This window comes from Kitasatospora sp. NPDC001095, assembly GCF_053598615.1.
The window spans coordinates 1-24,307 of record NZ_JBSFKQ010000019.1 but is presented as its reverse complement, the minus strand read 5'-3'; the positions used below and the strand labels follow the sequence as shown (position 1 = coordinate 24,307).

19 protein-coding genes are annotated in these 24,307 nt (G+C 72.1%); 8 read left to right on the top strand and 11 right to left on the bottom strand.

What is annotated here, in order from left to right:
• Window positions 1–87: 87 nt before the first annotated feature.
• The 3 genes from ACWDBB_RS18180 (at window position 88) to ACWDBB_RS18170 (ending at window position 3,936) form a co-directional block, all read left to right on the top strand.
• Window positions 88–1,320: a cytochrome P450 family protein gene (locus ACWDBB_RS18180; protein WP_449790549.1), complete on the top strand. Its 1,233-nt coding sequence runs from the start codon at window positions 88–90 to the stop codon at window positions 1,318–1,320.
• Window positions 1,321–1,341: 21 nt separating this feature from the next.
• The gene (locus tag ACWDBB_RS18175; protein ID WP_449790548.1) at window positions 1,342–2,361 is read left to right on the top strand and encodes an alcohol dehydrogenase catalytic domain-containing protein; all 1,020 of its coding nucleotides are present in this window, start codon (window positions 1,342–1,344) and stop codon (window positions 2,359–2,361) included.
• A gap of 183 nt (window positions 2,362–2,544) precedes the next feature.
• The gene (locus ACWDBB_RS18170; protein ID WP_449790547.1) at window positions 2,545–3,936 is read left to right on the top strand and encodes a multicopper oxidase family protein; all 1,392 of its coding nucleotides are present in this window, start codon (window positions 2,545–2,547) and stop codon (window positions 3,934–3,936) included.
• An 80-nt stretch (window positions 3,937–4,016) separates the two neighbouring features.
• On the opposite strand, the gene ACWDBB_RS18165 is transcribed toward ACWDBB_RS18170, so the two are convergent.
• The 10 genes from ACWDBB_RS18165 to ACWDBB_RS18120 all read right to left on the bottom strand — a co-directional run bounded on the left by ACWDBB_RS18165 (window position 4,017) and on the right by ACWDBB_RS18120 (window position 14,931).
• Entirely contained in the window at window positions 4,017–4,379 is a 363-nt protein-coding gene (locus ACWDBB_RS18165) for a YciI family protein (protein ID WP_449790546.1), read from the bottom strand.
• A gap of 256 nt (window positions 4,380–4,635) precedes the next feature.
• Window positions 4,636–5,352: a DUF2306 domain-containing protein gene (locus ACWDBB_RS18160; protein ID WP_449790545.1), complete on the bottom strand. Its 717-nt coding sequence runs from the start codon at window positions 5,350–5,352 to the stop codon at window positions 4,636–4,638.
• 38 nt (window positions 5,353–5,390) lie between these two features.
• Entirely contained in the window at window positions 5,391–6,164 is a 774-nt protein-coding gene (locus ACWDBB_RS18155) for an SDR family oxidoreductase (protein ID WP_449790544.1), read from the bottom strand.
• Window positions 6,157–7,710 carry an FAD-binding oxidoreductase gene (locus ACWDBB_RS18150; RefSeq protein WP_449790543.1) on the bottom strand — a complete coding sequence of 518 codons (1,554 nt, stop codon included), beginning with the start codon at window positions 7,708–7,710 and terminating at the stop codon, window positions 6,157–6,159. Before ACWDBB_RS18150 ends, ACWDBB_RS18155 begins: the two co-directional genes overlap by 8 nt.
• A gap of 162 nt (window positions 7,711–7,872) precedes the next feature.
• Window positions 7,873–9,387 carry a class I SAM-dependent methyltransferase gene (locus tag ACWDBB_RS18145; protein WP_449790542.1) on the bottom strand — a complete coding sequence of 505 codons (1,515 nt, stop codon included), beginning with the start codon at window positions 9,385–9,387 and terminating at the stop codon, window positions 7,873–7,875.
• On the bottom strand, window positions 9,384–10,247 hold the full coding sequence (locus tag ACWDBB_RS18140; protein ID WP_449790541.1) for a class I SAM-dependent methyltransferase: 864 nt from the start codon (window positions 10,245–10,247) through the stop codon (window positions 9,384–9,386). Before ACWDBB_RS18140 ends, ACWDBB_RS18145 begins: the two co-directional genes overlap by 4 nt.
• The gene (gene hppD / locus ACWDBB_RS18135) at window positions 10,237–11,319 is read right to left on the bottom strand and encodes a 4-hydroxyphenylpyruvate dioxygenase (protein ID WP_449790540.1); all 1,083 of its coding nucleotides are present in this window, start codon (window positions 11,317–11,319) and stop codon (window positions 10,237–10,239) included. The genes ACWDBB_RS18140 and hppD overlap by 11 nt, the downstream gene beginning before the upstream one ends.
• Before the next feature lie 15 nt (window positions 11,320–11,334).
• Window positions 11,335–11,556, bottom strand: coding sequence for an MbtH family protein (locus ACWDBB_RS18130; protein ID WP_449790539.1), 222 nt, complete (start codon window positions 11,554–11,556; stop codon window positions 11,335–11,337).
• Window positions 11,553–13,307, bottom strand: a complete 1,755-nt coding sequence (locus tag ACWDBB_RS18125; protein ID WP_449790538.1) for an amino acid adenylation domain-containing protein — start codon at window positions 13,305–13,307, stop codon at window positions 11,553–11,555. Before ACWDBB_RS18125 ends, ACWDBB_RS18130 begins: the two co-directional genes overlap by 4 nt.
• A 49-nt stretch (window positions 13,308–13,356) precedes the next feature.
• Window positions 13,357–14,931 carry a 4-hydroxyphenylacetate 3-hydroxylase family protein gene (locus tag ACWDBB_RS18120; protein ID WP_449790537.1) on the bottom strand — a complete coding sequence of 525 codons (1,575 nt, stop codon included), beginning with the start codon at window positions 14,929–14,931 and terminating at the stop codon, window positions 13,357–13,359.
• Between the two features lie 200 nt (window positions 14,932–15,131).
• On the opposite strand from ACWDBB_RS18120, the gene ACWDBB_RS18115 reads away from it, so the two are divergent.
• On the top strand, window positions 15,132–16,469 hold the full coding sequence (locus ACWDBB_RS18115; protein WP_449790536.1) for an extracellular solute-binding protein: 1,338 nt from the start codon (window positions 15,132–15,134) through the stop codon (window positions 16,467–16,469).
• A gap of 64 nt (window positions 16,470–16,533) precedes the next feature.
• Here ACWDBB_RS18115 and ACWDBB_RS18110 read toward each other — a convergent pair whose 3' ends face one another.
• The gene (locus ACWDBB_RS18110) at window positions 16,534–17,922 is read right to left on the bottom strand and encodes a condensation domain-containing protein (protein ID WP_449790535.1); all 1,389 of its coding nucleotides are present in this window, start codon (window positions 17,920–17,922) and stop codon (window positions 16,534–16,536) included.
• 193 nt (window positions 17,923–18,115) lie between these two features.
• Between ACWDBB_RS18110 and ACWDBB_RS18105 the strand changes: the two genes are divergently transcribed.
• The 4 genes from ACWDBB_RS18105 to ACWDBB_RS18090 all read left to right on the top strand — a co-directional run bounded on the left by ACWDBB_RS18105 (window position 18,116) and on the right by ACWDBB_RS18090 (window position 24,169).
• A complete protein-coding gene (locus tag ACWDBB_RS18105) occupies window positions 18,116–19,357 on the top strand; it encodes an acyl-CoA dehydrogenase family protein (protein ID WP_449790534.1) in 1,242 nt (413 codons plus the stop codon).
• Between the two features lie 42 nt (window positions 19,358–19,399).
• Complete coding sequence (locus ACWDBB_RS18100) at window positions 19,400–20,776, top strand: FAD-binding oxidoreductase (protein ID WP_449790533.1); 1,377 nt, start codon at window positions 19,400–19,402, stop codon at window positions 20,774–20,776.
• A 406-nt stretch (window positions 20,777–21,182) separates the two neighbouring features.
• Complete coding sequence (locus ACWDBB_RS18095; protein ID WP_449790532.1) at window positions 21,183–23,165, top strand: FG-GAP repeat domain-containing protein; 1,983 nt, start codon at window positions 21,183–21,185, stop codon at window positions 23,163–23,165.
• Window positions 23,162–24,169, top strand: coding sequence for an enediyne biosynthesis protein (locus ACWDBB_RS18090; protein WP_449790531.1), 1,008 nt, complete (start codon window positions 23,162–23,164; stop codon window positions 24,167–24,169). The genes ACWDBB_RS18095 and ACWDBB_RS18090 overlap by 4 nt, the downstream gene beginning before the upstream one ends.
• Window positions 24,170–24,307: the final 138 nt, after the last annotated feature.

Below are 24,307 nucleotides of genomic sequence, written 5' to 3'. Positions count from 1 at the left end.
GCTCTGCCCTGACAGGGCCGCCACCAGCGGCGGCGGCCCTGTTCGGCATGCCGTCCGACCGTTCCCATCGACCGCTCGGAGACCTCCATGGCAATCCCCGAACCCGTCGTCATCGACCGCACCGGACGTGACATCCACGCCGAGGCCGCCCGGATCCGGGCGAACGGCCCGGTCACCCGGATCGAACTGCCCGGCGGCGTTCTCGCCTGGTCGATCGCCGACCACGAGACCGCCCGACAGGCCCTCAGCGACCACCGGCTGTCCAAGGACCCGCGCCGGCACTGGACGGACTTCGCCGAGGGCCGGATCGGCGAGGACTTCCCGCTCATCGGCTGGGTGCTGATGGACAACCTCACCACCCGGTACGGTGCCGACCACACCCGGCTGCGCCGGCTGACCGCCGGGGCCTTCACCCCGCGCCGGGTCGAGGCCATGCGCGCCGAGGTCCAGAAGGCCGTCGACGAGCTGCTGGACGAGCTGGGCCAGTGCGAACCCGGCGAGGTGCTGGACCTCAAGGCCCGCTTCGCCCGCCCGATGCCCGCCCGGGTGATCTGCGACCTGTTCGGCGTCCCGGCCGAGGACCGCGCGCAGATTCTGCGCGGCGGCGAGGCGAACATCGACACCAGCCTCACCCCGGAGGAGGCCGCGGCCAACGTCGAGCAGTGGCACCGGGAGATGCTGGAGTTCGTCGACTCCAAGCGCCGCAGCCCCGGGGACGACCTGACCAGCGACCTGGTCCAGGTCCAGGAGGAGGACGGCTCCCGGCTGAACGACTCCGAACTGGTCGGCACCCTGCACCTGCTGCTCGCCACCGGCACCGAGCCGGTGATGAACCTGCTCGCCAACGCGACCCGAGCCCTGCTCACCCACCCCGAGCAGCTGGCGCTGCTCCGCAGCGGCGCGGTGAGCTGGGAGGACGTGATCGAGGAGACCCTGCGCGTCGAGGCGCCGGTCGCCCACCTGCCGTTCCGCTTCGCGGTGGAGGACATCGAGCTCGGCGGCGTCGTCATCGCCAAGGGCGACCCGGTCCTGATCAACTTCGCGGCGGTGGGCCGCGACCGCGCGATGCACGGCGACAGCGCGGACGCCTTCGACGCCGGCCGGCCGGACAAGGAGCACCTCTCCTTCGGCCACGGCGTCTACCGCTGCATCGGCATGCCGCTGGCCCGGATGGAGGCCGAGATCGCCCTCTCCGCGCTGTTCAGCCGCTTCCCCGACCTCGAACTCGCCGTCCCCGCAGGGGAACTGGAGCCGCAGGTCACCTTCATCATGAACGGCGTGCAGACCCTCCCGGTCCGCCTCACGCCGCGAACCCGCTGACACGAAAGGATGGTCGGACCGATGTGGGCTGCCGTCGTACCGGAGGCCAAGGCGCGCTGGGAACTGCGCGAGATCCCCACCCCCACGGCTGGACCGGGTCAGGTGCTGATCCGGGTCCACGCCTGCGGGGTCTGCCACAACGACCTCTGGGTGAGCCAGGGCGTCTTCCCCTTCCCGCCGCTCGACCCGGTGGTGGTCGGGCACGAGGCGGCCGGCGAGGTCGTCGAGGTCGGCCCGGGCGTGACCACCCGCCGGGTCGGCGACCGGGTCGGTACCACCTGGGTGCAGGCGACCTGCGGCCGGTGCGACTACTGCCGGCTCAACCTCCCGCTCACCGGGCAGTCCGGGATGAACTGCCCGGAGTCGGTGATGAGCGGCCTCACGGTGCAGGGCGGCCACGCCCAGTACGTCGCGGTGGCGGCCGACAGCACGGTGCTGCTGCCGGACGCCCTCTCGTACGAGACCGCCGCGCCCGTGCTGTGCGCCGGCTACACCGCGTGGAGCGCGCTGCGCGCCGCCGACCCCAAGCCGCACGAGCGGGTCGCGGTGCTCGGGATCGGCGGACTCGGCCACCTGGCCGTGCAGTTCGCCCGTGCGGCCGGCTTCGAGACCGTGGCCGTCACCAGCTCGCCGGACAAGCACGAGCTGGCCCGTTCGCTCGGCGCGGACCACGTGGTCGCCGACGGCGAGCAGCTGCGGGCGGCCGGCGGCGCCGACGTGGTCCTGGTGACCGGCACCTCCTACCGGGCGGCCACCGAGTCCCTCCAGGGGCTGCGGCCGAACGGCCGGATCGTGCTCGCCACCATCGACCCGGTCGACTCCTTCACCATCCCGCCCACCAGCCCGTTCTGGGCACAGCGCCAGCAGGTGATCGGCGCCACCCACAACGGCCTCGACCAGCTCACCGAGGCCCTCGACCTGGTTGCGTCCGGGGCCGTCACGCCGATGGTCGAGGTCTTCCCCAAAGAACGGGTGGCCGAAGCACTCGAACGGGTCGAACAGGGTGGGGTACGCTTCCGCGCGGTCGTCAACTACCTCTGATCCGCCGTCAAATACCGCAACCCGCAAGAAGCGTACGGTCTGATCAACGATCAGGATGGCGACCTGGGACGCACCCGAACAACGTTTCGGGCGCGCGGATACCGACTTGGGGAGGACATCCTGAACAGGCGACACTTTCTCGGCCTGGCGGGCATAGCGGCGAGCACCGGCGTACTGCTACCGGTGAGCGCGCTGGCCGCCGGGGAGTCGGAGCGCCCCGGGCAGGCCGCCCGGGGCGCGGCCTCCGGGCCGTTCTCCGTACGGATGCCGGTACCGCCGACCCTCAACCCCGTGGCCCGCACCGCCGACACCGACGTGTACCGGCTCGACATCCTGCCGGCCGAGCTCGAGCTGATCCCCGGCGTCAAGACCAAGTGCATGACCTTCGGCGGCAGCTTCATCGGCCCGACGATCCGGGCCAAGGAGGGGCGCCGGGCGCTGGTGACCTACCGCAACTGGCTGCCCGAGCACGCCAACGTGCACCTGCACGGCGGCCACGTCCCGGCCGACAGCGACGGCCACCCGATGGAGGTCATCGACCCGGGCGCCGAGCGGCAGTACGAGTACCCGAACCGGCAGCCCGGCGCCACGCTCTGGTACCACGACCACAGCCACCACATGGAGGCCGAGCACGTCTACCGCGGCATGCACGGCTTCTACCTGATCGAGGGTCAGGGCGAGAGCCAGTACCAGCTGCCGTGCGGCGAGTACGACGTCCCGATCGCGATCCGCGACGCCGAGATCGACGCCAACGGGCAGCTGGTGGCCGGCGATCCGCGGAACCGGAACGTGATCCTGGTCAACGGCCGCCAGAAGCCGTACTTCCCGGTGGCCGCGCGCAAGTACCGCATCCGGCTGCTGAACAACTCGACCCTGCGGTTCCTGAAGTTCAACTTCGGCTCCCTGCCGGTGCTCCAGATCGGTTCGGACGGCGGTCTGCTGCCCGCGCCGATCGACCGGACGGGGACGGACTTCCCGCTCGCCGCCGGCGAGCGGGTCGACCTGGTGGTGGACTTCTCCCAGCAGCGGGTCGGCACCCAGTGCTTCCTCACCAACCAGGGCCAGTTCACCGGCAACGACGAGGTCGAGCAGGTGCTGCGCTTCGACGTGACCCGCCCGGCCTTCGACTTCAGCCGGGTGCCCACCGCGCTGCGCGCGATGCCCGCGCTGGCGCCGGCCACGGTCCAGCGCGAGGTGCGGCTCTCCTTCGACCTGACCGGCAACCCGGTCGGCCTGATCGACGGCAAGCCGTTCGACGAGAACCGGGTGGACCAGCGGATCCAGCGCGGTGCCACCGAGATCTGGACGATCATCAACGACGACGGTGCCACCAAGTACGGCCCGATCCAGCACTCGTTCCACATGCACATGACGCAGTTCCGGGTGCTCGACCGGGACGGCCGGCCGCCGCTGCCCGGTGACGTCGGCCTGAAGGACACCGTCCCGCTCCCGCCCGGCACCTCGGTCCGGGTCCAGGCGACCTTCGCCGACTACCTGGGCAAGTACATGTACCACTGCCACATGCTGGAGCACTCCTCGGCGGGCATGATGGCGCAGATGGAGATCGTCGACTGACCCCGCGCAACACGAAGGCGGCGGGTCGGGCTGACCAACAGCCCGACCCGCCGCCGCCGTTTCCGCGGGGTGCTACCCGATCACATCTCCAGGCCCTGCTCGAACATCACCTGACGGACCTCGATGCCGGTGTGCTTGGCGTCCGGGATCATCCCGGCCAGCTCGATCGCGCGCTCCCGGGTCTCGACGTCGACCAGGTAGAAGCCGCAGACGAACTCCTTGTTCTCCAGGTACGGGCCGTCGCTCAGCGCCGGGGCGCCGTCACGGACCTTGACGGTCGTGCTCTTCTCGGGCTCCGCCAGCGCCTGGGTGTGGACGAGCTCGCCGGACTCGCGGAGGAGCTTCATGAAGTCGCCGTGGCCGGCGTAGACCGCCTGCTTCTCGTCCTCGGGCAGGCCCTCCCACAGCACGGGGTTCATGTGCATCGTCAGCATGTACTTCATGACTGTCTCTCCTTGGGGGTGGCGCCCCGGGCGCTTCCCGGGGCTTCCACCGGAGACGTCGGAGCCGGCGGCCCGTTCTCGACATCCCCGGTCGTGCGTACAGGACGAATCCCAGGCCGGACGGCCTGCGGGCGCTCCGGCGGCGCTTCGGCGGCGGCCCGGCGGGCCGACGGGCCCGGGCCGGCCGGGGCCGCCGGGGCCGCACACGCCGACGGCCGGCCGTGGGACACCACGGCCGGCCGCTCGGTTCTCGACGTCAGCGCACCAGTCGGGCGGCCCGCGGGGCCGTCCGCTCGAGCCACCAGTGGGCGACCAGCAGGTTGAACACCCAGCCCGCCCAGTTGGCCAGGTCGAGGAGGGTCATGACGTCGATCCGGAAGCCCGGGACGTGCAGCATCAGTTCGGCCAGCACCCGGCCCCAGGTGGTGCCGAGGGCCAGGGCGAAGCTGTAGACCATCCACCGCCGGTGGTCGACGAACCGGCGCTGGAGCGCCGCCCGGAGCCCGAGCAGGGTGGTGCCCAGCCAGAGCACCGCCATCATGGCCAGCCCGGTCTTGCCGGACGGCGCCGCGGAGTACGGCACCAGCACCAGCGCCAGCACCCCGCTGGGCAGCGCTCCGGCGAAGATGTACACCCGGCCGCTCATCCGGTGCACGGCCGGGTGGTGGCGGCGGATCCACGGCAGGACCTGGAGGAGGACCGTCACCAGCGAGATGTTGCCGAGGACGACGTGCGCTACCAGGACCGCGTAGTGCGCCGGGAAGCCCGGGTCGAGCGGGATCCGGGCCTGATGGCTGTCCCCCGACAGGTAGCGCGGGAAGGCGTACAGCAGGTTGAACACCACGACGGCGGCCAGTGCCGCCGCCCACGGGCTCTGCCACCAGCTCGTCGCGGCCGTGGCCGGTTCCGTGCCGGGTCTCGCCCGCCGTGGTCCGGTGGCCAGCGCACCGGTCTGCTCCGTGTTCTCTGTCACCGCTGGTCCTCAGCTTCCGTGTCGTCGTCCTGACAGGTTCAGTGGTGGTATTCGCCGGCGTTGACGTCCAGGCAGTGCCCGGTGACGGCGCGCGCGAGCGGGGAGACGAGGAAGAGCACCGCGTCGGCGACCTCGTCCGGCTCGGGCAGCCGGCCGAGGTCCAGGGTGGCGGCGATCTCGTCGTAGACGTCCTGGACGGTGACCCCGCGCTGCGCGGCGACGTGCCCGAAGCCCTCGCGCAGCGCGTCCGCCCAGATGTAGCCGGGGGCGACGGTGTTCACCCGGACGCCCCGCGGGCCGAGTTCGGTGGCCAGGCTCTGCGCCAGCGACAGCAGGGCGGCCTTGCTCATCTTGTAGGCGCCGAACGGCCGCTTGGAGTGCCGGATCACCGCCGAGTTGATCATGACGACCGATCCCCGGTTCTCCGCCAGCGCGGGCGCGAACAGCCGGGTGAGCCGCAGCGCGGCGTACACGTTGGTCTCGAACCCGGCGCGCACGTCCGCGAGGTCGACCTCGCCGAGGTCGACCATCGGCGGCACCGCGAAGGCGTTGTTGACCAGCGCGTCGACCCGGCCGAAGGCCTCCGTCGCGGCCTTGACCAGCGCGGCGGCCGACGAGTCGTCGGTGATGTCGGTCGGCACCGCCAGCGCCCGGCGCCCGGTCCGCTCGACCTCCGCGGCGATCTCGGCGAGCCGGGACTCGGTCCGGGCGGCGAGCACGACGTCCGCGCCCGACCGCGCGGACCGCAGGGCGATCGCCCGCCCGAGGCCGGGGCCGACCCCCGAGACCACGACGACCTTGTTCTCAAGCATCCTGATCCTCCTTCACATCTACTTCGCCACAGGGGAGTTCGACCGACAGGGCGTGGCGGAACACGTTCCCGGGGTCGTACGTCCGCTTGACCTGCTGCAGGCGCGGGTAGTTGCCGCCGTAGTAGAGCGTCGACCAGGGCACCCCCGAGGTGTTCCAGGCCGGGTCGGCCAGGTCGCGGTCGGGGTAGCCGATGTAGGTGCCGTCGCTGTTCTCGTCGGGCACCGGGACGCCGCCGCTCGGGGCGTACGCGTCGCGGTAGAACGCCCGGACCCAGGCGATGTTGGCCTCGTCCTGGTCCTCGGACTGCCAGATGCCGGCGCAGTAGAGGACCTTCAGGACGGAGTCGCGCTGGACGGCGGCGGTGGCGTCGGGGGCGACGGTGTTGACCTTCCCGCCGAAGCCCGCGACCACGATGCACGACATCGGATTGGTGTGCTCCGGATCGCTCAGGTAGCGCCAGATCACCCCGAGTTGGTGATCGGTGAACCCCTTCCGCAGATAGCCCGCCTTGTCCTTGTAGCGCCCCTTCGGGTCGCTCGGGAAGCTGTACGAGGGCAGCCAGGAGCTGAACCAGGGGACCACCTCGGCGGTGTGCACCACCGGCTCCACGCCGACCCCGGCGGACACGGACTCGAAGTGCTCGGCGAACACCTTCTCGGCGTCCGGCCCGTCGTGGTCGATCACCACCGTCATCCCGAACATCCCGGAGTTGCGGTGGGTGACGATCAGATTGCTCCACAGACCGGCCGCCGGGGAGTCGGCGTCGTCGTTGTTCTCGTACCAGGTGGCGTAGTTGCGCAGCAGCGTGGTCAGGGACCGCTCGGTCATCCCGTCCCAGGGCCACATCACCGTCCGCTTCCAGACCCGGGCCGGCGCCTTGGGCAGCAGCCCGGCCGGGTCGTCGGTGTCCGCCCCCGGAGTGCGCAGCCAGTACCTGGTCACCACGCCGAAGTTGCCGCCGCCACCGCCGGTGTGGGCCCACCAGAGGTCCCGGTGCGGGTCGTCGGGCTCGGACGTGGCCACCACGACCCCGGCCCGGCCGGACTCGTCGACCACCACGACCTCGACGGCGTACAGGTGGTCGACGATCAGGCCGTCGCGGCGCGAGAGGGGGCCGTAGCCGCCGACCGGGAAGTGGCCGCCGACACCCACCTCGAAGCCGGTGCCGCCCGGGATCGTCACCCCCCAGCGCTTGAACAGGGTGCGGTAGACGTCACCCAGCAGGGCGCCGGCCCCGACCTCGATCGCGCGGCGCGCGGGGTCGTGGGCGATGCGGTTCAGCTCGGACAGGTCCAGCAGGATCTCGATCTCGGGCGAGGTGGTGAAGTTCTCGAAGCAGTGACCGCCGCTGCGGACCGCGATCCGCTTGCCCGCCGCCACCGCCTCGCCGACGGCCGCCACCACCTCCTCGGTGGTGGTCACCAGGCGCACCTCGTCGGGTCGTCCGACGAAGCGGTGGTTGTAGCCCTGCACGAGGTTCTCGTACCTCGGGTCCCCGGGCCTGATCACCGCCGGGCCGGTCGGATCAACGGTCTTGTCGGTCATGCTCGTTCGTCCCTCCGTGTTCCTGCGCCGCAGAGACGTTCGCACGGCACGGCCGGGCGTCACATCTCGCGGATTGCGGTGTGATCGGGCGGGTCTGGTCGGGCGCGTCCGATCGGGCGCCGGGATCGGGCGCCGCGGTCGGGGAGCGGTCGGGCGCCGGGATCAGGCGGCGCGTTCGGCGGTGATGACCGCGAAGGTGCCGGGGGTGTACTGGTCCCGGACAGTCAGGCCGGCGGCCGCCAGCCAGGCGCGCAGGTCGGCGAGCGCGAACAGCGGCATGCCGTCCGGGAAGCCGGGCCCCCGGAAGGTGCCCTGGAAGTGGCGGTCGACCGGGTCGGCGGCCTGGAGGAAGGTGAGCAGGGTGAAGCTGCCGCCGGGCCGCAGGCAGCGGCCGACCTCGGCGATCACCCCGGCCGGGTCCGGCATCGCCTGGAGGGCGTTCCAGCAGTTGACCGCGCCCAGCGTGGCGTCGCCGAACGGGAGCGCCTGCGCGCTCGCCCGGAGCGCGGGGACGTCCGGCAGCCGTCCGCTCAGCCAGGTGAGCATGGCCGGGTTGAGGTCCAGCGCGATCAGCCGCTCGGCGCCCACCGCCTCGGCCAGCACGGCGGTCCACCGGCCGGCTCCCGCGGCCAGGTCGAGCACCGGCCCGTCGACCGGGGCGGTGTGCGCGGCGATGTAGCGGTCCTCGTCGGCCGGCGTCACCTGGCCGCCGAAGTTGCCGCCCATCAGCCGCAGGAAGGCCGGCCGCAGCACGGTCTCGTAGTGCAGCCCGATGTTGCGCATGGCGGCGGCGTTCTGGAGGACGTCCTTGGGGTCCGAGGGCTCGCTGCGTTCGAACAGGTCCAGGTGGCCCGCCGCGGAGGAGTACGCGGCGGCGCAGTCGGCACAGCGGGCGCCGCCGGGGGAGACGTCCAGGCGGCCGGTGCAGGCCGGGCAGCGCAGCACCTCGGCGTGGCGGGTGAGGTCGGCGGTGCCGACGGCGTCGGCCGTCAGCGCGGTGGTCCGGTGCGGGCTGGTGTCGGCGACCACCTCGGTGGTGCCGTGGCGCAGCGCCCAGTACGCCTTGGCGCCGGAGTAGCCGATCAGCATCCGGGTGTCGCCGTCCCAGGTGGCGGCGAGCTGCGCGGGGGAGAGCGCGTCGACCCACGAGCGGTCGAAGGCGCGCTCGGCCTCGCTGAGCACCCACTCGGCCGGCGAGGGCCAGACCCGGCCCAGGACGGCGGTGGCCGGGTCCAGCGGCCGCAGCACCCGGTCGAGCCGGCTGAGGTCGTCCTGGGAAGGCTCCAGCGGTTCGACGGCCGCCAGGATGCGGTCGCGGTCGGCGGGGAAGTGCGAGAGCAGGTACAGCAGGGCGAGGGTGCGCCCGGGGTGGGCCCCGCGGTCCGCGAGCAGTTCGAGGAAGCGGTCCAGTTCCTTGCCGATCGACTCGGCCGACCCGCCTCCGACGGAGGGCGGTTCGGCGCCGGCCAGCAGGCCGAGCAGCAGGACCAGCCAGCCCTGGCGCTCGGGCGGGGCCTGGTCCAGTGCGGTCAGCAGCGCCGGCACGGCGGCCGGGGCGAGGTCGCTCGCCCGGCCGTCCTGCCACAGCGCGGCCACCAGGTGCCGGAAGGCGGCGTCGCGCTGTTCGGCGCCGGCCGTCGTGAAGGCGGTCAGCAACTCCACGGGGGTCTGGGTCATCGGGGTGTCCTGTTCGGGCTCTGGCCGGCGGCTCCGGTCATCGAGCGGGCCAGGGCGAGGGCGTCCTCGCGGACCTGGCCGCCGAGGCGCGGGCGCTGACCGGTGTCGGAGTACTGCCGGGGCCGGCTGCCGCTGGTGCGGCGCAGCACGGTCATGCTGTTCTGGCGCAGCTTGCGGCTCTCCAGCAGGTTCAGCATCTCGAACTCGCCGGGGGCCAGCCGCTGGGTCTCGGCGATGTAGTCGAGGATCGCCTCGCCCTCGGGGTAGGTCATCAGGTAGTGCATGACGACGATCCCGCCGTCCGGATCGATCAACTCCCAGAAGTTCTCGAAGAAGTAGAGGCAGTCCCAGGCGTCGACCCAGGCGAAGTCGATCGGCCGGAACTCCTCGGGGAGGCGTCCGACGGCCCCGCGCATGTCGGAGTTGACCACGGTGACCCGCTCGGCGAGGCCGAGTTCGTCCAGCACCTCCGTCACCAGCGGGGCCGAGGAGCCGCTGTCCGAGAGGTCGTCGATCGCCACGAACCGCGGCTCGTACGGCTCGCGGTAGCCGGCCGGCAGCAGCAGCGCGGGCTCGCTGTCGATCCACGCCTCGTCCAGCTCCCGGCCGTCCGCGAGGTACGGCCGGGTCTTGCGGACCAGCGCGGCGGCCTCGGCCGCGGCCAGTTCCTCGGCCTCGGCCAGGGCCTTCGCCAGGAACGGCGTGGTGTACCCCATGCCGACCTCCAGCACCCGGCGGGGCCGGGCCAGGTGGATCAGGTGGGAGAGCAGCGGCGCCACCACCTCGGTGCCCATGCCGGGCACCCGCAGCCGCTCCACGGCCGTCCGGAACCGGTCGTCGAAGATCCCGTCACGCGCCATCGGCCGCACCCCTGCCCTTCTGGTACTCGATGGCCTGGTACAGCGCCTTGATGTTGCCGCTGCCGAACGAGCGGGCCCCCATCCGCTCGATGACCTCCAGGAAGAGGGTGCCGCGCGGGTGCACGGACTTGGTGAAGATCTGGAACAGCTGCCCGTCGTGGTCCTGGTCGATCAGGATGTTCAGCCGCTCCAGGTCCGCCACGGAGTGCCGCAGCGGGGTGAGGCGGCCGGAGAGCAGCCGGTAGTACGCCTCCGGGGTGCCCAGGAACTCCACGCCCCGGGCGGCGATCGCGTCGACCGACCCGACGATGTCGTCCGTGGTGAAGGCGATGTGCTGCACCCCGGGCCCGCCGTGGTCCTTCAGGAACTCGTCCAGGTGGCCGGTGACCTGGGCCTGGTCCGGTTCGATCAGGGTGAAGGTGACGGTGCCGTTCTGCACCACCTTGGTGATCATCACCTGGCCGTTGACCTTGATCCGCTCCGTGAAGATCAGCTCGAAGTCGAGCACCTCCCGGTAGAAGGCGACCGTCGCGTCGATCTGCCCGGGCTCGACGCAGATCGCGAAGTGGTCGACCTCCCGCAGGCCGAAGTCCGGTGCGGCCGGGTCGGTGGCGACCGGCGCGAGCCCGGGCAGCGGCCGCTCGTCGGCCGGGGCCGGCCGCTGGACGAAGGTGTGGGCGATGTCGCCTACGCCCATGATGGTCGCGGTGACCAGCTCGCCGTGCGCGGCCGGCCCGGCGACGGGCCGGGCGCCGCGCCGGACGGCCTCCGTGAAGGCGGCCCGGGCGTCCGGGACGCGCAGCGCGATGTCGGCGACCCCGTCACCGTGCTTCTCCACATACGCCGCTCCCGGGTGGTCGCCCGGCAGCGGCTGGCTGAGCACCACCCGGATGCCGTTGCGGCCGAGCGCCACCGAGCGGAGGTCCGGCGCCTGCGGGGCCGAACCCGCGTACACTTCCAGGCCGTAACCCCGGACCAGCCACTCGGTGGTGGCGGCGAGGTCGGCGACGTAGCAGGCGATGTGGTCGACGAGCATGCCGCCGAAGGTCTCCTGACCCGCGTCGAGGCTCATGTTCCAGACTCCTCGTCAGTCGTCGGGCTGCCCGAGGGGGCGCCCGGTGAGGCTCTTCGGCCTCAGATCGGTCCAGTGCTCGTTCACGTACGCGAGGGCGGCGGTCCGGTCGACCGGGCCGTGCTCGGCCGTCCAGCCCGCCGGAACCCCGGCGGCGGCCGGCCAGAGCGAGAACTGGCCCCGCGCGTTCACCAGGACGGTGAACCGGCCGTCCTCGGCGTCGAAGGGACTGGTCATCCCCGCTCTCCTTCCGGTCGGTCCAGCAGGCTCTCCAGCGCGGCCACCGAGGGCACGTCGAAGAACTGGGTGACGGTGAGCCGGACGTCCAGCGCCGCCCGGATCCGGCTGACCAGCCGCATCGCGTCCAGGGACTGGCCGCCCACCTCGAAGAAGCTGTCGTCGATGCCGACCTCCGGCACCCCGAGCACCTCGGCGAACAGGGCGCACAGCTGCCGCTGGCGCTCGGTCGCCGGCGCCCGGCGGGCCGAGTCGGTCACCGGTTCGGGCAGCGCCCGCCGGTCCAGCTTGCCGTTGGGGGTCAGCGGGAGGGCCGGCACGCTCACGAAGGCCGTCGGCACCATGTACGCCGGCAGCTGCGCCACCGCGTGCGCCCGCAGCGCGCCCGCCTCGACCCCGTCGGACTCCGGGACGTAGTACGCGATCAGGCGCTTCTCCCCGGACTCCGACTCCCGTGCCACGACGGCGACATGGGCCAGGCCGGGGTGGCGCGCCAGCGCCGCCTCCACCTCGGCGGGCTCGATCCGGAAGCCCATCACCTTGAGCTGGTCGTTGGCCCGGCCGAGGTACTCCAGCATGCCGTCCCGGTCGACCCGGACCAGGTCCCCGGTGCGGTACATCCGCTCGCCCGGCGCGTCGAAGGGGTTGGCCACGAAGCGTTCGGCGGTCAGGTCGGGCCGGTTGAAGTAGCCGCGGGCCAGGCCGCGTCCGGCGATGTGCAGCTCGCCCACCCCGCCGGCCGGCACCGGCCGCAGCTCGGCGTCCAGGACGTGCAGCCGGACGCCGTCCATCGGCCGGCCGACGCCCACCGGGCCGTCGGCCACGTAGGGGGCGGTCATCGCCGCGCTGGTGCTGAACAGCGTGGCCTCGGTCGCGCCGTACATCGCCCGCACCACCAGGCCGGGGTTGTGCTCCAGCACCCGCTGGACGGCCGAGGGGGCGATGACGTCGCCGCCGGTGAGCACCTCGCGCACGCCGGCCAGGCAGCCCGGGTCCTCCTCGGCGAGCACCCGGAACAGGCCCGCGGTCAGGTGGATGCCGGTGATCCGCTCCCCGGCGATCAGCCGGCGCAGGGCGTGCACGTCGAGGTCGCCGGGCGGGGCCACCACGATCCGCCCGCCGTGCAGCAGCGGCACCCAGAACTCGTAGGTGGAGACGTTGAAGGCGTACGGCGCCACCATCAGCACCCGCTCGTGCCGGCCCTGCGACCAGATCGGGTCCAGGGCCAGGCCGAGCGCGTCCCGGTGCGCGACCGCGACGCCCTTCGGCTCCCCGGTGGAGCCCGAGGTGTGGATCACGTAGGCGAGCGCGTCCGGCTCGACCGGGACGGCCGGGTCCGTCGCGGGGTGGTCGGCGAGGCCCTTCTCGCCCTCGACGACGACCACCTCGGCGACGTCCGGCAGGCCGCGCCCGCGCATCGCCTCGTCGGTCAGCAGCACCGGCGCCGCGCAGTGCTCCACGATCCACTGCTTGCGCGCCAGGGGGTAGGCGCTGTGCAGCGGGAGGTAGCAGCCGCCGGCCTTGAGCACGGCCAGCACCGCCACCACCAGGTCCGCGGAGCGCTCCATCAGTACCGCGACCGGCGACTCGGCCCGCACGCCGAGGTCCCGCAGCCGGTGCGCCAGCCGGTTCGCCCGCTCGTCCAACTCGCGGTAGCTGAGCCGGACTTCACCGGACGATACGGCGATCGCGTCCGGTGTCCGCAGCGCCTGTTGTGTGAAATGCCCCTGAAGGGAAGGGGAAGCCACCATGCCCTCCGATCCTCATCGATTGGTTGTCGGCCGGTCGTCGGCGCACGGATCAGCTGTCGAGCAGCCCGTGGACGGAATCGCTCAGGTCGGCGAAGGAGGACAGATCGGGTACGGTCCACCCGTTCAGGTCGTACTCCGCCAGGCACTCGTCGACCAGGCCCTTGTAGGCGTCCAGCTGGCCGTTGGCGAGCTGGGCGAAGAGCAGCTCGATCCGGGTGTTCTCGTGACTGCCCGCGTAGTTGCGCTCGTAGAGCTCGTGGCGGCCGCCGAACTCGCTGCCGACGGCGTCCCAGAGCAGCTTCATCACCTTGACCCGCTCGACCGCGTCGACACCGCCGGAGCCGCGCAGGAACCGGTCCAGGTAGGGCCGGATCCCCGGGTTGTCGAAGTCCTTGGCGCTGGAGTTCACGTAGATCAGCCCGCTGGCCACGTCCTGGAGCACGATCTCCCTGATTCGCGGGTAGCCCGTCTGCATGAACCACCGGTAGGCCAGTCCGTACTGGGAGTTGGGCAGCACCGCGCCGTTGTGCCAGGCGACCGGGTTGCGGGCGGCCGCGTCGGACAGCCCCCAGAACAGGTTGCGCCAGGCCAGCACCTCGCCGAGCCGGCTCTGCACCCCGCGGAAGTCACCGGTGCCGGTGATGTCCAGGGCCTTGGCCAGCAACCCGGCGATGAACTCCAGCTTCACCGCGAGCCGGGTGCAGCCGTGGAAGGTGAACCGCTCGATGAAGCCGGACTGCCCGGTGAACATCCGGATCTTCTCCGGCTGGCCGTAGACGAAGACGTTCTCCCACGGGATGAGCACCTTGTCGAGCACCAGGATGGTGTCGTTCTCGTCCAGCCGGGAGGAGAGCGGGTGGTCGAACGGGCTGCCCATCGCCGCCGCCGTCGCGGTGTACGACGGGCGGCAGATCAGCTTCATCCCGGGCGCGTCCATCGGCACGGTGGCCACCAGCGCGAAGGTGCGGTCCTTGATCGGCAGGCCGTAGTGGGCGATGAAGTTGTAGTGCGTCAGCGCGGAGCCGGTGGCGACCACCTTAGCGCCGGACACCACCAGGCCGGCGTCCGTCTCCTTCTCCGCGTGGATGAAGACGTCCTTCACCTGGTCCGGCGGCAGTGAGCGGTCGACCGGCGGGTGCACGATCGCGTGGTTCCAGTACAGCACCTTCTCCTGCGACTCGGCGTACCAGCGCCGGGCGTTGTCCGCGAACGGCTCGTAGAAGTCCGCGTTCGCGCCCAGGGTGCCGAGGAAGGACGCCTTGTAGTCGGGGCTGCGGCCCATCCAGCCGTAGCTCATCCGCGCCCAGGCGGCGATCGCCTGCTGGTCGGCGACCAGGTCCTCCGCGCTGCGCGGAGTGGTGAAGAAGCGGTGGGTGTAGCCCTCGCCGCCGCTGTCGACCGGTGCGGTCAGCACCGGCCGGTGTCGCGGATCGTGCAGGGCGTCGTAGAGCCGCGCGGTCATCCGGACCGGGTTGTGGAACGCCGGATGGGCGGTGACGTCCTTGACCCGGTCGCCGTAGAGGTAGATCTCCCGGTCGTCGCGGAGGCTCTCGATGTACTCCGCCCCGGTCAGCGGGCGGCTGCCGCGCGCATCTCCGGCGGTGGTCTCGCGGGCTTCGGCCATCAGACGCCTCTCCTTGCTGCCAGTTCACCGGACGAACCGAGCCTGACAGTTCCGAATGGCCGGCCGCTTCTCCCGTCGTGCGCTCGCGCCGGACCGGGCCGCGAGGGGCCGCGCAGTCAGCACGAGCGGAGATGCCCGGGGCACGCCACCCCCGGAGCATGAGCATCTGGATTGCCCGGCCTGCCAGGAAGGATTCCGGAATGAGCAAGCGGATCGACCTCGACATCGTGGTGCCGCTCTACCCGTTGATGCCCTACTTCCAAGACCGGACCAGGGAGTTGGCGGAGAAGTTCACGGCCAACCACCCCGAGTACCGGATCCGGGTCACCGGCGTGGACTGGCTGTCGGTTCCGCAGACCATCCACGACGCCGCCCTGAAGGGCGAGGCGCCGACCATCGCGCAGTACTTCTACACCTCGACCCGGGACGCCCTCGACGCCCGACGGCCCGACGGCTCACCGCTGTTCACCTCGGTCGAGCGGGCGATCGCCGGCCGCACCGAGATCCTCGGCGAGCCGGTCGTGCTCGGCGACGTCGAACCCGCCGCCCGGCACTTCTACACCTACGACGGCGCGGTCGCGGCCATGCCGCCGCTCACCTCGACCACCCTGCTCTACGCCAACACCACCCTGCTGGAGCGGGCCGGGATCACCGAGGTCCCGCTGACCTGGGCCGGCATCGAGGCCGCCTGCCGGGCCGTCACCGCGCTCCCGGACGGGCCGGCCCACGGGATCACCTGGCCCAACCACGGCTGGTGGTTCCAGCAGTCGGTGGCCCAGCAGGGCGCGCTGCTCGCCGACCGGGACAACGGCCGCTCCGGCCGCGCCGAGAAGCTGTACCTCGACTCGGACGCGATGCTCGCCTACGTCGAGTGGTGGCGGGGGCTGCACCGGGCGGGCCTGTACCGCTACCACCCGAGCCGGGTGAACACCGAGGTCGACTGGAACCGCAACTTCCGCGCCTTCGCCGACCAGGAGGTCGCCTTCGTCCTCACCACCTCGGTCGAGGCGGCCCGGATGGCCCAGGCCGGCCACGACGGCGGCTTCGTCGCCAGGGCCTGCCGGATGCCGTACAACGACCGGGTGCCCTACGCGGGCAACGTGATCGGGGGGGACGCGCTCTGGCTGGCGTCCGGGCTGGACAAGGAGACCGAGGACGGCGCCCTGGCCTTCATGCAGTACCTGAACGCGCCGCGGACCGCCGCCGAGCGGCACCGGGAGACCGGGTTCATCCCGGTCACCGGCGGGGCGATCGAACTGCTGGAACAGGAGGGCTGGTTCCACCGCAACCCGCACTTCCGCACGGCGCTGGACCAGCTCGCCGCCAACTCCGGCTCGCCGGCCGCCCGGGGCGCGCTGCTCGGCGAGTTCGCCGCGATCCAGAACGTCCTGACCACCGCCATGCACGACGTCCTGGCCACCGACGTGGACCCGCGGGAGCGCTTCGCCCGGGCGAACGCCGAGGCCCAGCTGCTGCTGGACCGGTACAACGACGCCTACCGGGGCCTGCGCCCCCGCGGCCCGATCCGGGTCGGCTGAGCGGGCCGGTCGACGAAGGGGGCCGGCGGTTCCGTGGGGAGCGGAACCGCCGGCCCCGGCGCACTCAGGAGTTCCCGGCACCGAGCTCCAGCGGCGCGTCCGGCGCGCCGACCAGCTCCCGCAGCACCTCGCGGAAGCGGTCCACCTGCTCCGCCACGGTGCTCTCGTCGTAGAGGTTGCTGTTGTACTGGATGCCGGCGACCACGTCACCGGCCGGGTCCAGGTTGAGCGTCCACAGCGCGCCGTTGGGCACGTCCGAGCCCACCGGCTGCGAGGTGAGCCGGCGGCGCACCTCGGTGAACTCCAGGTCCCCGATCAGCTCGCCGTCCAGCAGGAACGGGAACGGGAAGACCTGGAAGACGCACGCCGCCCGCTCGTCCTCCAGCGTCGGCAGCATCAACTCCGGCGCCTGGGCGAGGATCTGGCCGAACGGGATGTCATGGGCGTACGCCTCCAGGCTGGTGGTGCGGATCCTGGCGACCACCTCGGCGAAGTCGCGGGCCCCGGCGAGCTCCGTGCACAGCGGGAGGAAGTTGAAGAACGGCCCGACCGTGTGGTGGAAGCGGTCCTCGCCGCGGCCCGGCGAGAAGGTCGGCACCACCACCCGGGTCGTCCCGGTGGAGCGCGCGACCATCACCGCGAACGCGCCCATCAGCACCATGAACGGCGTGCTGCGCAGCGCCCGGCCGATCTCCACGGCCCGGGTGGTCAGGTCCGCGTCGACGGTGAAGCGGTACACGGCGGTGGACTCCGGCAGGCCGGAGGACTTCGGCCGGTCGGTGGGCACCGAGAGGATCCGGGCGCCGGCGAGCTGCTTGCGCCAGAACGCGCGCGACTCCTCCAGCGCCGGGTTCTCGGCGAACTCCCGCTGCCACTGCGAGAACTCACGGTACGGCAGGGCGGTCGGCAGCTCGGGCCGGCGGTGCCCGCGGCGCTCGGCGTAGCGGACGGCGAGGTCGCGGATGATCAGCCGGACCGACCATCCGTCGGCCGCGGTGTGGTGGACGACCAGCGCCAGGATCGCGTCGTCCTCGTCGAAGCGCAGCAAGGTGGCCTTCAGCAACGGGAGTTCGCGCGCGCTGATGGTTCCCGACTCGACCTCGGTGATCAGCTCCTCCACAGCCTGCTCGCGGGCCTGAGCGTCCGCTCCGGGCAGCTCCCGCAGCTCCAGCGGGACCGGGGTGGGCGGGTGGACCTCCTGGTACCGCTCGCCGTCGCCCCGGACGATGGCCGTGCGCAGGGCCTCGTGCCGGACCACCACGTCGTCCAGGGCCAGTTGCAGCGTCGCGGCGTCGACCTTCCCGCGCAGGCGCCAGCCGTGCACGATGTGGAAGTGCGGGCCGAACGGTCCTTCCTCGTCGCCGCGGTCGAAACCGCAGAGGAATTCCTGGTTGAAGGAGAGCTGCGTCCTGCTCTCCGGTGCGTTCGACTGCGGCTTTCCATCGGAGATCACGGGGAATTCCTCTCGCTGGTTCCGGGGCGAATTCGCCCCGGAACCGTAGCAACGGCCCCGCCGCCGTGGTTCTTCGATCGTGCTGGCAATCAGGGAGATGCGCCCCGCCCCCGCCGCGGGCGACAGTGGCCGGGAAATGTCCGCCCGGCCCCGGGCGGAACGCCCGCGCCAACCGTAGAGGAGCCGCGCCGCAATGACGGTCGCCACGAATGCCGCAGGGTCCGGCTCGCCGCAGCCGCCCGAACCCGGTCTGACGCCGAAGGAGGTCATCGCCAGGGCCGAGGCCATCGCGCCGCTCCTGGTGGCCCGGCAGGCCGAGACCGAACAGCGCACGTACTACGCCCAGGACACCCACGAGGCGTTCGCGGAGGCCGGCTTCTACCGGATCCTCGTCCCCAAGCGGTACGGCGGCTACGAGTTCGGCATCGACACCTTTCTGCGGGTGGCGATGACGCTCGCCCGCGGCTGCCCGTCGACCGGCTGGATGTACTGCCTCGGCGCCACCCACGCCCTGCCCGCGGCCTCGCTGTTCGGCGAGCGGGCGCAGGCCGAGATCTTCGCCGGAGGCGACTTCATCTGCCCGGCCACCATCGTGCCGAACGGCCGGGCCGAGCGGGCGCGGGACGGCGGCTGGCGCATCGACGGCACCTGGAACTACTGCTCGGGCTCGCCGTACGCCACGCACTTCATGGGGCACGTCCCGGTGCCCGGCGAGGACGGCGAACCGCCGGCGCCGATGCTCTTCGTCGCCCCGCGCTCCCGGTTCCGCCGGCTCGACGACTGGGGCGGCCAGCTGGGCCTCAAGGGCAGCGGCTCGCACAGCATCGTGATCGAGGACGGGCTGGTCCCGGACCACCTGACGCTGCCGCGCACCCACATGAGCGAGGTCCTCGTCGACGGCGGCACCCCCGGCTACCGGCTGCACGGCAACCCGGAGTACGGCGGCGGTTCGCTCAGCTTCATGGTGCTGGAGGTCGCCTCGCTCGCCGTGGGCATGGCCCAGGGCGCGCTGGACGCCTACGGGGAGCTGATGCAGTCCCGCACGACGCTCTTCCCGCCTGTGGTCACCCGCGCCGAGGACCCGGACTACCAGTTCTGGTACGGCGAGGCGGCCGGCATGATCGCCACCGCCGAGGCCGCCGTGCTGCACGCCGTCACCCAGTGGCAGGACCTCTGCGCCCAGGGGCCCGGCGCCTTCACCCGGGAGCACGACCTGCGCCTCGCCACCATCTGCCGCGAGGTGATCCGGCTGTGCTGGCACGCCGTGGAGGGGCAGCTGTTCCCGACGGCTGGGTCGAGCGCGGTGCGCCAGGGCGAGCGGATCGAGCGGGTCTGGCGCGACCTGTCCACCCTGCACAGCCACTCCGGGATCGGGGTCTTCCTGTCCGCGGTGACGACCCGGGAGCTCGCCCGTGCGCGGTTCGGTGTCAAGTAGCCCGTCGAGTCGAGTAGCCCGTCGAGCCGAGGAGTTCGTGTCATGACCGAGACCGATCCGGTCGTCTCGCTGCCCGGGGAGCGCGCCTACGCCGCCGCGACCGCCGTGTTCAACCTGGCCGCTCCGGTCCGGCCCGCGGCGGCGGTGACCGTCCGCACCGTCGAACAGGTCCAGGCGGCGCTGCGGCACGCCCACCGCGCGGGGCGGTGGGTCCGGGTGCACACCACCGGGCACGCCTCCTCCTCGGCCCGGCCGATGGACGACGCCCTGCTGATCCGCACCGAGCCCGCCGGGCCGGTCGTGGTCGACCCGGTGGCCCGCACCGCCCGCGTCCCGGCGGGAACGCGCTGGGGCGCGGTGGTCGAGGCCGCCGCGGAGCACGGCCTGGCCGCGCCGCACGGCACCTCGCCCACCGTCGGGGTGGTCGGGTACCTGCTGCGCGGCGGGATCAGCTTCTACGGCCGCCGGGCCGGGCTCGCCGTGAACAGCGTCCGGGCCGTCGAACTCGTCACCCCGGACGGCGAGTTCCGCCGCGTCTCGGCGATCGCCGACCCGGAGCTGTTCTGGGCCCTGCGCGGCGGCGGGGGAGGGCTGGGCGTCGTCACCGCGGTCGAGCTCGCGCTCTTCCCGGCGGCCCGGGTGGTCACCGGCGCGGCCTTCTGGCCCGCCGCGTACGGCCCCGAGCTGCTGTCCCGCTGGCTGCGCTGGACCGGGGACGCGCCCGAGGCCGTCACCACCGCGTTCCGGGTGATGAACCTGCCGGCCGTGCCGGAGATCCCGCCGGTGCTGACCGGCGGCCCGGTGATCTGCCTGGCCGGCGTGGTGCTCAGCCCGACCGAGGACGGCCTGGCGACCGCCGAGCGCCGGGCCGCGGACCTGCTCGGGCCGCTGCGGGCGGTCCGCGAGCCGGTGCTGGACACCTGGTGCACCACCACCCCGCCGGCCGTGGTCCGCACGCACATGGACCCGACCGACCCGGTGCCGGTGCTCGGGGACCACCTGCTGCTGTCCGACCTCGGCCCGGACGGCGCCGAGACCTTCCTCAAGGTGCTCGGCGAGGGCTCGGGATCCCCGCTGGTCAACGCCGAACTCCGGCAGCTCGGCGGCGCCCTGGCGGTGCCCGACCCGAACGGCGGGGCGCTCAGCCACCTCGACGCGGCCTTCGCGTTCACGGCCGGCGGGCTGGCCGTCGACCAGGTCACCACGGCGGCGGTCCGGGCGCACTGCGCCGAGGTCCGCTCCGCCCTGACGCCCTGGGACACCGGCCGGACCGCGCCGACCCTGGTCGAGCGGCTGGAGCAGCCGCAGGGGCACCTGTCCGCGGCCGCCGTCGCGCGGCTGGACCGGGTGCGCCACCGGGTGGACCCCGCCGGGTGGCTGCGCCACGACGTCCCGCCCGGGTCCTCCAACCGCTACTGACCCGCCCCCGCCACCGCCCGGCGGCACCGCACCGCACGCACCCGCCGAAGCGCCCTCCGGAGCACCTCCGGAGGGCGCTTCGGCGTTTCCCCGGCCGCCGCGGCGGAATACGGGCGCCCGGCCGGCGGGAAGTCGCGCCCACCGATTTCCGGCGCCGCCGGGATTCCCCCGCTCGGAAAAGTCTTGGCAAAGCCGGTATGGGTTCGGTGAGCAATGTGAGAGATGCCCCCGGGGGTGCCCGGCGTCCATGCTCGTGGGGTAGACCTGCGAGTGAAGTGGATTCACCGTCGCATTTCGGGAACGCGGATCCAGGACCCCGGGACTTCTTCCTCCCGCCGGAGTCGGTCGCGTCAGTGCACTCGATGCGAAAGCAGGGTCGTACACGATCTGCCGAGAGGGGAATTCGGTGACATACCATGAACGGTTCCGCAGACTGGTACCCGGCCTGGTGGTGATCCTGGTGGCCGCCTCGCTGTTCTTCGCGGCGCGGAGCTCGGTCGCGGTGGCCGGAGCGGAACAGGTCGCGAAGCAGTACGGCTTCAAGGAGATGCCCATCGCGATGCCGCCCGGTTACGACCAGCGGCCGATGAGGACCGTGCGGAACGTCAACCCGGCCTACCAGAAGATCCGTTCGTGGATCTCCTCGGTCGGGGCCAGCATCGCGATCAACGACCTCACCGGGCACGGCGTGGCCGACAGCATGTGCATCGTCGACACCAGGACCGACAGCGTGGTCGTGACGTACACGCCGACCGCCCGGCCGGCCGACCGCTTCACGCCCTTCGTGCTGGACGGCAAGCCGCTGCCGATGGACGACACCATGGCGCCCACCGGCTGCACGCCCGGCGACTTCAACGGCGACGGCCGGATGGACCTCCTGGTGACGTACTGGGGCCGCACGCCGATCCTGTTCATGGCCAGGTCGGACGCCACGACCCCGGCCGCGAGCTCCTACGTGCCGCGCGAGCTGGTGCCCTCGGAGTCGCTGGACGGGAAGTACCACGGCCCGCGCTGGAACACCGACGCGGACTACGTCGCCGACCTCGACGGCAGCGGACGCCCGTCGATCGTGATCGGCAACTACTTCCCCGACTCCGACGTGCTCGACCCGAACGGTCTGAAGAACGTCGTGATGAACGAATCGCTGTCCAGCGCCAGGAACGCCGGCGGCGACCACGTCCTGCGCTGGCAGCAGAGCACTTCGGGCCCCGAGCCCACGGTGTCGTACGTGGAGGAGAAGGGCGCGATCCCCTTCGACGCATCGACCGGCTGGACACTGGCGATCTCCGGCGCCGACCTGACCGGCGACGGACTGCCCGAGATGTACATCGCCAACGACTTCGGCCACGGGCACCTGATGTACAACAGGTCGACACCCGGGCACATCCGGTTCACCGAGGCCACGGGCGAGCGCACACCGAGCACCCCCAAGTCCTTCGTCCTGGGCAACGGCTCGTTCAAGGGCATGGGCGTCGACTTCGGAGACCTCGGCCGCAACGGCAACTTCGACATGATGGTCAGCAACATCGCCGTCGCCTGGGGCCTGGAGGAGAGCAACTTCGTCTGGATCAACAAGGCGAAGGACGAGGCCGACATGAAGGCCAAACTCGCCGACGGCGTCGCACCGTTCACCCAGGAGGCCCAGGAGCACGGCATGGCCTGGAGCGGGTGGGGCTGGGACGCCAAGATGGGCGACTTCCTCAACAACGGCGACCTCAACGTCCTCCAGGCGACCGGCTTCGTGAAGGGGAAGATCAACCGCTGGCCGTGGCTGCAGGAGATGGCCATGACCAACGACGACCTGCTCTCCAACCCCGCGATGTGGCCCAACGTCCAGCCGGGCGACGACATCGCCGGGGACGAGGCGATCGCCTTCTACGCCAAGACCCCCGACGGCCCGTACGTGAACATCAGCTCCGAGCTGGGCATCGCCGTGCCGACACCCACCCGCGGCCTCGCCACCGGCGACACCACCGGGACCGGCCGGCTGGACTTCGCCGTCGCCCGCCAGTGGGGGCCGCCCGCCTTCTACGCCAACACCGCGCCCAGCGTGGGCAACCAGCTGAACCTGCGGCTCTACCGGCCGACCGCCGAGGGCGGGGCGGGCCAGGGCCTGGTGAACAGCGGAGCGCCCGCGTACAACGCCACCGTGTGCGTCATGACCCCGGACGGCCGCACCCAGATCTCCCAGCTCGACGGCGGCGGCGGCCACGGCGGCTACCGCAGCTTCGACGTGCGCTTCGGCCTCGGCTCCCAGCAGGGCCCGGTCACCGTCAAGCTGACGTGGCGGGACGCGAGCGGCGGGCTGCACGAGAAGACCGAGCAGATCGACCCCGGCACCCACACCCTCATGCTGACCAGCGACGTCCAGGAGGTCCCGAACCGATGAGCGCGACCGCGCAACCCGTTCCCGGCGGCGCCCCGGCGGCCGCGCCGGCCGCCCCCGCGAAACCGAAGGACCCCCGCTACCTGGCCCTGCGGAACTTCGCCATCTCCATCAGCGTGTTCAACGCCTTCGGCTACACCCTGCTCGGCTTCGAGCAGCCCTGGCTCTGGCCGTTCATCGCGGTGGTCACCGCCTACACCTGCGAGATCTGCTTCGAGCTGATCAGCGCCTGGGCGCAGCGGCGCGCGCCGCGCTTCCGCGGCCGCGGGGCGCGTGGGCTCTACGAGTTCCTGCTGCCGGCCCACATCACGGCGCTCGCGGTCAACATGCTGACGTACGGCAACAACCAGCTGCTGCCGATGTTCTTCGGGGTGGTCATCGGCGTCGGCGGCAAGCACGCCCTCCAGGCGCCGATCGCGGGCCGGATGCGGCACTACATGAACCCGTCCAACTTCGGGATCACGATGTCGCTGCTGTGCTTCGGCACCTGGTTCAGCATCTCGCCGCCGTACCAGTTCACCGAGAACGCGAACACCTTCTTCCGCGTGATGATCCCGCTGATCATCGCCACCGCGGGAACGGTGATCAACGCCCTGCTCACCAAGCGCACGCCGCTGATCGTCGGCTGGCTCGGCGCGTTCGCCATCCAGGCGTTCGTCCGGCACTGGATCTGGGACGTCGCGCTGTACTCCGCGCTCGGCACGATGACCGGCGTCGCCTTCGTGCTGTTCACCAACTACATGATCAGCGACCCGGGCACCACGCCGATGAAGGCCAAGGCCCAGTTCATGTTCGGCTCCTCGGTCGCGATGGTCTACGGGGTGCTGATGGTGTTCAACGTGGTCTACACCCTGTTCTACGCCACCACCATCGTCTGCGCCCTGCGCGGGATCGGGTGGTGGGTCGCGCACCTGATCCAGAAGTCCCGGCAGGCCAAGGCCGCCGGGGCGGGCGCCCCGGAGGGGACGGCCGCGCAGCCGCAGCAGGTCGGTGCGGTCGCGGCCTGAGACACCGCGGGTGGCACCACGACGGCGCTGTGGCGCTGCCCGGACCGGGCAGGCGCCCAGCCCCCGTATGCAGGCCCCGGGCAAGAACAAGCGCCCGGCCACCCGCACGACGGGCCGTGGCCGGGGGCCGCACCGGCC

What these genes read in the sequence shown, in the direction of transcription:
- hppD (WP_449790540.1), bottom strand. Translation starts at nt 11,319, where the DNA reads ATGAGCCTCGACGCGGGTCAGGAGACCTTCGGCGGCATGCTCGTCGAC.
- ACWDBB_RS18120 (WP_449790537.1), bottom strand. Translation starts at nt 14,931, where the DNA reads ATGGCCGAAGCCCGCGAGACCACCGCCGGAGATGCGCGCGGCAGCCGC.
- ACWDBB_RS18145 (WP_449790542.1), bottom strand. Translation starts at nt 9,387, where the DNA reads ATGACCCAGACCCCCGTGGAGTTGCTGACCGCCTTCACGACGGCCGGC.
- ACWDBB_RS18150 (WP_449790543.1), bottom strand. Translation starts at nt 7,710, where the DNA reads ATGACCGACAAGACCGTTGATCCGACCGGCCCGGCGGTGATCAGGCCC.
- ACWDBB_RS18180 (WP_449790549.1), top strand. Translation starts at nt 88, where the DNA reads ATGGCAATCCCCGAACCCGTCGTCATCGACCGCACCGGACGTGACATC.
- ACWDBB_RS18130 (WP_449790539.1), bottom strand. Translation starts at nt 11,556, where the DNA reads ATGACCAGTCCCTTCGACGCCGAGGACGGCCGGTTCACCGTCCTGGTG.
- ACWDBB_RS18125 (WP_449790538.1), bottom strand. Translation starts at nt 13,307, where the DNA reads ATGGTGGCTTCCCCTTCCCTTCAGGGGCATTTCACACAACAGGCGCTG.
- ACWDBB_RS18090 (WP_449790531.1), top strand. Translation starts at nt 23,162, where the DNA reads ATGAGCGCGACCGCGCAACCCGTTCCCGGCGGCGCCCCGGCGGCCGCG.
- ACWDBB_RS18175 (WP_449790548.1), top strand. Translation starts at nt 1,342, where the DNA reads ATGTGGGCTGCCGTCGTACCGGAGGCCAAGGCGCGCTGGGAACTGCGC.
- ACWDBB_RS18140 (WP_449790541.1), bottom strand. Translation starts at nt 10,247, where the DNA reads ATGGCGCGTGACGGGATCTTCGACGACCGGTTCCGGACGGCCGTGGAG.
- ACWDBB_RS18105 (WP_449790534.1), top strand. Translation starts at nt 18,116, where the DNA reads ATGACGGTCGCCACGAATGCCGCAGGGTCCGGCTCGCCGCAGCCGCCC.
- ACWDBB_RS18100 (WP_449790533.1), top strand. Translation starts at nt 19,400, where the DNA reads ATGACCGAGACCGATCCGGTCGTCTCGCTGCCCGGGGAGCGCGCCTAC.
- ACWDBB_RS18165 (WP_449790546.1), bottom strand. Translation starts at nt 4,379, where the DNA reads ATGAAGTACATGCTGACGATGCACATGAACCCCGTGCTGTGGGAGGGC.
- ACWDBB_RS18155 (WP_449790544.1), bottom strand. Translation starts at nt 6,164, where the DNA reads ATGCTTGAGAACAAGGTCGTCGTGGTCTCGGGGGTCGGCCCCGGCCTC.
- ACWDBB_RS18115 (WP_449790536.1), top strand. Translation starts at nt 15,132, where the DNA reads ATGAGCAAGCGGATCGACCTCGACATCGTGGTGCCGCTCTACCCGTTG.